The sequence below is a fragment of the Sulfuricurvum sp. genome, from assembly GCF_019163035.1.
In the GTDB taxonomy this organism is placed as follows: Bacteria; Campylobacterota; Campylobacteria; order Campylobacterales; family Sulfurimonadaceae; genus Sulfuricurvum.
Genome location: NZ_JAFLKV010000103.1, coordinates 1,886 through 10,340, shown reverse-complemented (window position 1 = coordinate 10,340; position 8,455 = coordinate 1,886). Strand labels below are relative to the sequence as shown.

Genomic DNA, 8,455 nt, shown 5'->3' with positions numbered 1-8,455 from the left:
CTACCATAGAGAATTCCTATAAAAAGGGTTCTTTGTGGTGAGTTCAACTCAAAACTGCTATCTCCTCGACACCTCCGTTATCTTAGATGATCCATCCAACATTTTACGAATCAGTGACGAAAATCACAATGGTGTCGTTATTACCAACATCGTTTTAGCTGAGCTCAACAGCAAAAAAGACGATATGCGCTCCGAAGCGGGCTTTCAAGCACGGGAGTTTTTCCGCCTTGCCGACGCGGCATGGGGGGAACCGATCAGCTTTATAGAGCTTCCCGAATGTGTCCGAAACCATGTCGATATGGAAGAGTGCAAAAACGACCGCTACTACCGTTTGGCACTCAACTTTGATCGATCCCTCCATGGCGGTGAAGAAGCCAACCTCATCGACCTCTTTATCGTCCACCGTGAAAATTATCGTGTCTCTCATAATTTTACGGAACCCAAAGGGATCAATGATGCTAAAATCGCCGAGATAGCCGACGATTATGATTTAACTCTCCTCAGCAATGATATGTCGTTTCGTATTGCCGCTGAGATTCGCGGGATTCAAACCCAAAGCATCCGCAACAGCAGTGTCGAAGCACCTGAACAAATCGATTTTAACTACACCTACGAGTACGAAGAGACCCCTGCCATCCCTGCCGAGGTTGAACATCATAACTTCGATCAAATCACTTTCGTCCAAAAAGCGCTCAGCACCTCATCAGAGATGTATGAGACGGGGATACAACGTCATGCGTTTTGTTTCAACAACCAAATCGAATGGTGCGATTTCGACCGCCGTTTCGGGGAGCACTTCAGCGAAGAGTTGGTTCGTCCTCTAAATGTCGAACAAAAATTCTATTACGCAATGATGACCCACCCTCAAAACTACGTTACCGTTGTTTCCGGTTCTACGGGATCAGGAAAAACCCTTGTGGCGTTACAAGCGGGACTGGAACTGGTTGAAGAGGGGATTGTTGAGGGGATCGTTTATGCCCGTAACACCGTCACTTCGAACGATCAACAAGCAGAACTGGGATTTCGCAAAGGGGATGAGGAGCAAAAACTCGCCTTTTTCATGTATCCGCTCTACTCTGCCGTCAACTTTACCATCGAGCACCAAAGCAAACGCTCCATCGATGCCCGCGTCGAATACACCGGAAATACCAACTCCGTCAAACGAGAAAATGCGACCGAAGTGTTTATGAAAAAGTACAATATCGAAGTGATGGACATCGCCCATATGCGCGGAACGACCATCTCGCGTAAGTTTGTTATCATCGACGAAGCGCAAAATATGACCAATGCCACCCTCAAACTCATCGGAACCCGTATGGGGGATGAGACACGCCTCGTTGTCATGGGAGACCCTGGTCAGATCGATCATCCGTTCCTCTCAAAACGACGCAATGCCCTTGTGAGCTTGCTAAACAAAGCACAGCATAACAACTTTATTGCGGGGATTCAGTTACGCCATACAATCCGTAGTGAGGTTGCGAATTGGTTTGATAAAAACTTCTAACCTACTTTTCTGTTTAGTCAGAAAAGTAGCAAAAGATCATACCATGATCCAAGAACGCTCGTTCCTCTCGGCACTTCTGCCTTCGGAACGGCTCTAGGTATTGGATCATGGGGAAATTAGATTGGTAAAACGCGGATTTTCTGTGAAAGTTTCTCTTTGAGTGTCGCTTCGATAGCATACAACGTCCCCGTACTTGAACTCGCACAGCCGTTACACGCACCCAAATAGCGAATATAGACATCGATATAATCCGGTGAATCTTTTATATCGATAACTTCCATATTACCGCCGTCCATGATGAGAAACTGACGGATCGACTCATCCACAACACTGTCAATCGCTTTGATCTTCTGCACCAACGTCATCGCTTCAAAATCTCCGTGACTTCCCGCATCGGCAGCAGCGCGCATTTTTTCCTGATCCATTTCAGCACGGACATCTGCCAAAATATCAACGAGATAGTACTCTCTAGCCTCATGTCCGCCAGGCTTGATACACGATTTACAAAAGCCGCCCGCTTTCGTGTAGTCGGTCACTTGCTCGATGGTTTTAAGATCATTGAGACGGATCACTTCACGCAGTGTCCCGAGGCTCACGCGGGCACATTCACATACGATAATCTCATCTTCAAAGCTATTCTCATCGACACCGAGATAAAGCCCTGCCGCTTTTTTAATAACGTCATACGCCATAACGGAACAGTGCATTTTTTGCGGTGGAACTGCCGGCATATCGGGAGTATCGCGGAGAGAAAATTCAACATCGATGTTCGTGATTTTAACCGCTTCTTGAACCGTTTTTCCAATACACAACTCTGCCATCATGTCCGAACTCGCGATTGCCGTGCCGCATCCGAAACTTTTAAATTTAGATTTTACGATCACATCATTGGCGGGATCAACTTCCCAGTACAAACGAACCGCGTCACCGCAACTCTCCGCACCGAAATCGGCAACGATCAACTTGTGTCCTGCAACGTCACACTCTTCTTGGGTGATCTCCCCTTGATTGTTCGGGTTATTCATCAGTGTGGTTACTTTATTTGAGTACTGATCCCAAAGAGATCCGCCCAATAAATCATTTTTAGCCATAATTTTTTCCTTATTAATGGTGAATGTGACATTCTCCGGCTTCTCCGCCGGGGGTTGGTTGTACAATCGCATACGAACTCGAAATTGCCCGTAACCGTTTTACCGCATTTTCAAACCGCTCTATTACATAATCGATCTCCGCGTCGGTCGTAAAACGGCTCAGACTCAAACGAATCCCCGTGTGAGCCAATTCATTGTCCGCACCGATGGCGAGCATAACCGTGTTCGCTTCCAAGCTCTCAGAAGCACAAGCAGAACCCGTTGAGGCTCCAATAAGGGCATTGTTCAAATCCCACAACATCCCCTCGCCCTCAACGCCGCGAATCGAGATCAAAATGGTATTTGGGGTACGGTTGTCACGATTACCGACCACCATCACATCGCTTAATCCTGCGAGAAGAGCGTCTTCGAGACGATCCCGTTTAGCGCGAATACTTACCATTTTTTCTTCGATATTCTCTGTTGCAAGTTCGATTGCTTTCCCCATCCCAACGATATAAGGGACATTCAGTGTTCCTGAACGACGTCCCCCCATATGCTCTCCCCCGTGTAAAAGCGGAGTAAGTTCTTCAGAATTACGGATATACAAGGCTCCGATCCCTTTAGGACCATGAAACTTGTGTGCGGACAAGGACATAAAATCGACGTGAACGTTCTGCATATCAACAGGAATTTTACCAACCGCTTGGACACCGTCGGTGTGGAAAAGAACCCCTTTTTCTTTGCAGATTTCACCGATCTCTTTGATCGGGAAAATCATCCCTGTCTCATTGTTCGCCCACATAACGGAGACCAATGCTGTTTTCTCCGTAATGAAACTGCGAAGAGTATGCGCTTCGACAATCCCCTGATCGTTCACCGGAAGATAGGTGACTTTGACTCCCTGCTCTTCGAGGAATTTACAAGTAGAGAGGACAGAGGGATGTTCAATCTCAGTGGTAACGATATGATTTTTATCGCCGTTAAGGATTTTATCCACCCACACCGATTTAAGTACCCAGTTATTCGACTCGGTGGCGCATGAAGTGAAGATAATATCATCTTTATCACTTGCATTGATCGCTTTATACATTTGATTGATCGCTTTAGTAATCGCGGGATGAGACGCGGTTCCGTAGCGATGAAGTGAGTTGGGATTACCGTAAATCTCGCTAAAAAACGGAATCATCGCTTCGGTAACGGCAGGATCGACCATCGTAGTAGCATTGTTGTCTAAATAGACTTGCATGAACTGCTCCAAAAAAGGAATATTAATAAAAGACTAAATTAGTCTTGTTTAACTTTTGGGATAATAGTGCAAACGATGTTATAGCAACCTTAAAGGATTTTTATATTTAGTGCCGGTTAAGTTTTAATCACTCTTTGAAATGCTATCTGGAAAGATGAAGAAGGGGTGCTATTCATTGGTACCCCTATTTTAGGGAAACCAATGAATAATTAGAGAGATTTCATTTTTTCTTCGAAAAGAACTTTATCTAAACTGTTATAAAACCCTTGGTACCATGAGCTTTCATCAATATGACCGCTTCCGATCATCGCATATCGACCCGTCAACGGAACCGGTATCGGTAATGTAATCCCCGCAAAACCGATTTGACCCGTGTTTGCTTTCTTTTCCATTACATTATAACTTGCGATCATCCCCACAGAAGATGCATTAGCATTCACTGCTTTAAACGAAATGGACACCGTGATCTCGGTAATCGTATCTTTGTTATACTGATCCCCTTTTGCGGTTATGACACCATTTTCTTTCGTAACCGTGACGATATTCATTTTAGATTGCATCAGTGTTTTTTTAAGCCCTTCAAAAAGCTCATCTAAACTACACATTACCTCTCGTTGTTTATAACTTTCATTTCCCTGATTAATAGCCTCAGGAACAGGCTCCGCCATCAAAAAATTCACCAAAAAAGCGCTGAGTAAAACTATCTTTTTCATCAATTACTCTTCCGCAACAACAGGTAGCTTACAGCTAAAAGTCCCGATATGTTTTACTTTTCCGTCTACAAATTTAACGATCAAGTTGTGATACGTTCGGCTTTTCGTTTTTGGATCCGTCACATCACCCTCGTATTTCCAAATCTCTTCGCCGTTGATTCGTTGCATACTTGTAGGCTTCATCGGCATCATTGCCGCTACAGTACTTTGGTTCATATCATTAACAATTTGATATGAATTGCCCATAACATCACCCAAAGGAAGTTGCTCTTTTGCTCCGCACCCTGCTAACACAGCACCAACAATACCCATTGCTACCAAACTTTTCAGCTTCAACATTCACTACTCTCCTAGATAAATTAAATGGAACACACTACTATATTAATTATAGCACTATTTTATTTTATTATTTCATCCCATCAATGCAATCATCTGATCTATTGACTCCTGATATCCCGAAATATTCATTGCCTCTTGGGAGAGAAACGCTTCCATCTTCTCTTTTTTACTGATCGCTTCATCGAGTTCTCTGTCCGTTCCTCGCACGTATGCACCGATACGAATCAACATCTCATTCTCTTTGAGCAATGTATATAGGCGTCGAAATCGTCGCACGGCGGCGAGATGTTCGGGGGTGATAATATCGTTCATAACCCGTGAGGCGGAGTTGAGGATATGGATCGGTGGATAGATCCCAAAATCGGTCAATTCGCGTGAGAGGACGATGTGACCGTCGAGAATCGAGCGGGACTGGTCGGCAATCGGATCTGACATATCATCCCCCTCGACCAAAACGGTAAAAAAAGCGGTGATTGAGCCGTTCCCCTCCTCTTTTCCCGCACGCTCCATCAGCTGAGGCAACAGTGTCAGCGAAGAGGGAGGATACCCTTTTGAGGTAGGGGGTTCACCGAGTGCGAGTCCGATCTCCCGCTGTGCCATCGCAAAACGGGTCACCGAGTCCATCATAAAGAGAACATCTTTCCCTTGTCCTTTAAAATACTCCGCCACACTCATCGCACTAAATGCCCCGTATTTACGCATCAATGGTGAGTCATCGCTGGTCGCGACAACCAAAACCGTGTTCTCTAAATTACCGCCGAGTGATTTTTCGATAAACTCAGGAACCTCACGCCCCCGCTCCCCGATAAGGGCAACCACTTTGATCGGAGCATCTGCCCCTCGGACGATCATCCCCATTAAAGTCGATTTACCCACACCGCTTCCGGCGAAAATACCGAGCTTTTGCCCTTTTCCACACGTAAGAAGCCCGTCAATCGTTTTTACCCCGACACTGAACGGCTCATCGATCATCCCCCGCTTCATCGCGGCAATAGGAGCTTTAATGATCGGCTCAAGATGGCTACCACTGATAGGGCCTTTGCCATCAATCGGGTTCATAAACGGATCAACTACCCGACCAAGTAACCCCTCCCCTACTTCGATCATCATCCCCGTCTGATTCGGATATACTTTATCTCCGGCACGAAACCCCTCGACAAACCGAAACGGGGTGATAAAAAAGCGGTTCCGCTCTACCTCGCTCACCATCCCCAGTGCTTCCGCTCCGCTGACCTCTGAAACCATCATCACCGTATCGCCGATACTCACATGAAGACCCTCGGCGATAATGACGGTAGGGCTGATTTTAGTAACACTGCCGAAAACGGTGGTCAGCTTTTCAACCCCTAAACGACTTCGAAGTGATTTTAATGGCATCGGCTAGTATCTATTTCCGGTTGAAGAGTTGATGAGGCTGAAAAATTCCATACGGGTCTTTTCATCGCGCTTGAACAATCCTCGCAACGCACTTGAAGTGGTCGTCGAGCTAATCTTCTCAACCCCACGCATCTCCATACACATATGGCGCGCCTGAATGACGACCGCGACCCCTTTAGGGCTTATCGCTTCCATCAATGCATCGGCGATCTGCTCGGTGAGTTGCTCTTGGATCTGCATTCGACGAGAAAAGACGTCGACCACGCGCGGGATTTTCGAGAGACCGACCACTTTTCCATCCGGGATATAGGCGACGTGCGCCCGACCAATGATCGGCAAAAGATGATGCTCACACGTCGAATAAAATTCGATATCTTTAATCAATACCATCTCGTCGTTTGAGCTTTGAAACATCGCCGAATTCAAAATCGCTTGAGGATCTTCTTTGTATCCACCGAACATAAACTCGTACGCTTTTAAAACGCGTTCAGGAGTTTTGAGCAATCCCTCACGCTCCACATCTTCACCGACATGGGTAATCATCGTTTTGACCGCATTAATAAAGTGCTCGTTGTTCTCAAATCCCATAGTTTCTCGTTCCTAATAAATATTGCTATTACTTTATCATCTCTTTGCTTTTATTTTAATTCAGCGTACAATTAACCCTTTTTGGATATTATTGCCACCATTTACTCTCATAAGAGACGCCATAAAAGGGATTCAATGCAAATTACAACCAAAAAAATCGACTCAGCAAACGCGAAAATTAACGCGGCTATCACACGTGGAACTATCGATTCAAACATCGAAAAAATCGCTAATCAACTCTCTAAAGAGGCAAAAGTAGCCGGTTTCCGTAAAGGGAAAGTACCTCTCAGTGCTGTTAAAAAGCAATATGGGGATCGTCTTGTTCAAGATGCGGAAGCACAAGCGTTACGTGACCTTTTGAGTGCAGCTCTTAAAGAGATGGCAATCGCGGCAGATACACTAATCGGTGAACCACAAATTACAAAATTTGAAAAAAATGACAGCGGTATCGATGTTGAAGTGGTAATTGCTACCCGTCCGGCAATCGAACTCGGCGATTACACAGCGATGGTTCCTGATGTTGTTAAACCTGCCATCGATGATGCAGCGGTTATGGCTCGTATCGAAGAGCTCGCAGGGGCACAAGCACCTTTGGTGAATGTTGAAGAAGATCGCGCACTTGTAAGCGGTGACAGTGCATTGATGGATTTTGAAGGGTTCGTGGATGGCGAAGCGTTCGAGGGTGGAAAAGCAGAAGGATTCTCTCTTCGTCTTGGAAGCAATCAATTTATCCCAGGATTTGAAGATCAAGTGATCGGAATGAAAAAAGGGGATGAAAAAACCATCGCAGTTACCTTCCCAGAAAACTATGGCGGAGCTGCGCTTGCAGGTAAACCGGCTGAGTTCAAAGTAAAAATTCACGCGATCCAAGCTAAAGAAGCAGTAACCGTCGATGAAGAGTTAGCGAAAAAAATGCTTCCAGGGTATGAAGACGCGAGTGTTGACATGCTCAAAGAAAAAGTAAAAGAGCAACTCGAATCCGAAGCGATGAGTGTTAGCTATAACAACGAACTCAAACCGGCACTTATGGAAACCTTCGTTGCAGCATTCACGATCGATCTCCCTGAATTCATCGTAGAGCAAGAGATGGATATGGCACTCAACAAAAAGGCGCGTGAGCTTAGCGAAGCACAACTCGAAGAACTTCGTAATGATGCAGAACAAGTAAAAGCAATGCGAGAGAGCTTCCGTGATGACGCGTGCCGCGCCGTTAAAGCTACCTTTATCGTAGATGCATTGGCAAAAGCAGAAAACATCAGTGTCAATGAGCAAGAGTTGATGCAAACCATCTACTACGAAGCGATGCAAATGGGTCAAGATCCTGCTGCGGTGTACAAACATTACCAAGAATCAGGATACCTCCCTGCGATTCAAATGGCGATGATCGAAGATCGCGTGTTGAGTAAATTACTTAACGACAAAATCAAGTAATCACGATGAGCTACATCCCATACGTTATCGAGAAAACAGGACGAGGTGAGAGATCATACGATATCTATTCTCGTCTTCTAAAAGATCGTATTATCATGCTCAGCGGCGAGGTGCACGATCAGGTTGCTTCGTCTATCGTGGCACAGTTGCTCTTTTTAGAAGCGGAAGATCCTCAAAAAGATAT

9 protein-coding genes are annotated in these 8,455 nt (G+C 45.5%); 3 read left to right on the top strand and 6 right to left on the bottom strand.

Annotated features, from left to right (window positions below; genetic code table 11):
• The first annotated feature begins 34 nt into the window (after positions 1-34).
• A complete protein-coding gene (locus tag JZU62_RS07515) occupies positions 35-1,504 on the top strand; it encodes a PhoH family protein (protein WP_295013432.1) in 1,470 nt (489 codons plus the stop codon).
• 116 nt (positions 1,505-1,620) lie between these two features.
• Here JZU62_RS07515 and JZU62_RS07510 read toward each other — a convergent pair whose 3' ends face one another.
• The 6 genes from JZU62_RS07510 to folE all read right to left on the bottom strand — a co-directional run bounded on the left by JZU62_RS07510 (position 1,621) and on the right by folE (position 6,840).
• The gene (locus tag JZU62_RS07510) at positions 1,621-2,595 is read right to left on the bottom strand and encodes an iron-sulfur cluster assembly scaffold protein (RefSeq protein ID WP_295013430.1); all 975 of its coding nucleotides are present in this window, start codon (positions 2,593-2,595) and stop codon (positions 1,621-1,623) included.
• 13 nt (positions 2,596-2,608) lie between these two features.
• Entirely contained in the window at positions 2,609-3,823 is a 1,215-nt protein-coding gene (locus tag JZU62_RS07505; protein WP_295013428.1) for a NifS family cysteine desulfurase, read from the bottom strand.
• A 209-nt stretch (positions 3,824-4,032) separates the two neighbouring features.
• Complete coding sequence (locus tag JZU62_RS07500; RefSeq protein ID WP_295013426.1) at positions 4,033-4,536, bottom strand: hypothetical protein; 504 nt, start codon at positions 4,534-4,536, stop codon at positions 4,033-4,035.
• Between the two features lie 3 nt (positions 4,537-4,539).
• On the bottom strand, positions 4,540-4,875 hold the full coding sequence (locus JZU62_RS07495) for a hypothetical protein (protein WP_295013424.1): 336 nt from the start codon (positions 4,873-4,875) through the stop codon (positions 4,540-4,542).
• 72 nt (positions 4,876-4,947) lie between these two features.
• Entirely contained in the window at positions 4,948-6,252 is a 1,305-nt protein-coding gene (fliI, locus tag JZU62_RS07490; RefSeq protein WP_295013422.1) for a flagellar protein export ATPase FliI, read from the bottom strand.
• Positions 6,253-6,255: 3 nt separating this feature from the next.
• Entirely contained in the window at positions 6,256-6,840 is a 585-nt protein-coding gene (folE, locus tag JZU62_RS07485; protein WP_295013420.1) for a GTP cyclohydrolase I FolE, read from the bottom strand.
• 135 nt (positions 6,841-6,975) lie between these two features.
• Here folE and tig point away from each other — a divergent pair, with 135 nt between their 5' ends.
• Together tig and JZU62_RS07475 are read left to right on the top strand one after the other, a co-directional pair.
• Positions 6,976-8,271, top strand: a complete 1,296-nt coding sequence (gene tig, locus JZU62_RS07480; RefSeq protein WP_295013418.1) for a trigger factor — start codon at positions 6,976-6,978, stop codon at positions 8,269-8,271.
• Between the two features lie 5 nt (positions 8,272-8,276).
• Positions 8,277-8,455, top strand: a 179-nt coding sequence (locus JZU62_RS07475; RefSeq protein WP_295013436.1) for an ATP-dependent Clp protease proteolytic subunit, incomplete at its 3' end; no start/stop codon positions are given.

Excerpts from the sequence above, each read along its gene's own strand:
- folE (WP_295013420.1), bottom strand. The coding sequence starts at position 6,840 with ATGGGATTTGAGAACAACGAGCACTTTATTAATGCGGTCAAAACGATG.
- JZU62_RS07495 (WP_295013424.1), bottom strand. The coding sequence starts at position 4,875 with ATGTTGAAGCTGAAAAGTTTGGTAGCAATGGGTATTGTTGGTGCTGTG.
- fliI (WP_295013422.1), bottom strand. The coding sequence starts at position 6,252 with ATGCCATTAAAATCACTTCGAAGTCGTTTAGGGGTTGAAAAGCTGACC.
- JZU62_RS07505 (WP_295013428.1), bottom strand. The coding sequence starts at position 3,823 with ATGCAAGTCTATTTAGACAACAATGCTACTACGATGGTCGATCCTGCC.
- tig (WP_295013418.1), top strand. The coding sequence starts at position 6,976 with ATGCAAATTACAACCAAAAAAATCGACTCAGCAAACGCGAAAATTAAC.
- JZU62_RS07500 (WP_295013426.1), bottom strand. The coding sequence starts at position 4,536 with ATGAAAAAGATAGTTTTACTCAGCGCTTTTTTGGTGAATTTTTTGATG.
- JZU62_RS07510 (WP_295013430.1), bottom strand. The coding sequence starts at position 2,595 with ATGGCTAAAAATGATTTATTGGGCGGATCTCTTTGGGATCAGTACTCA.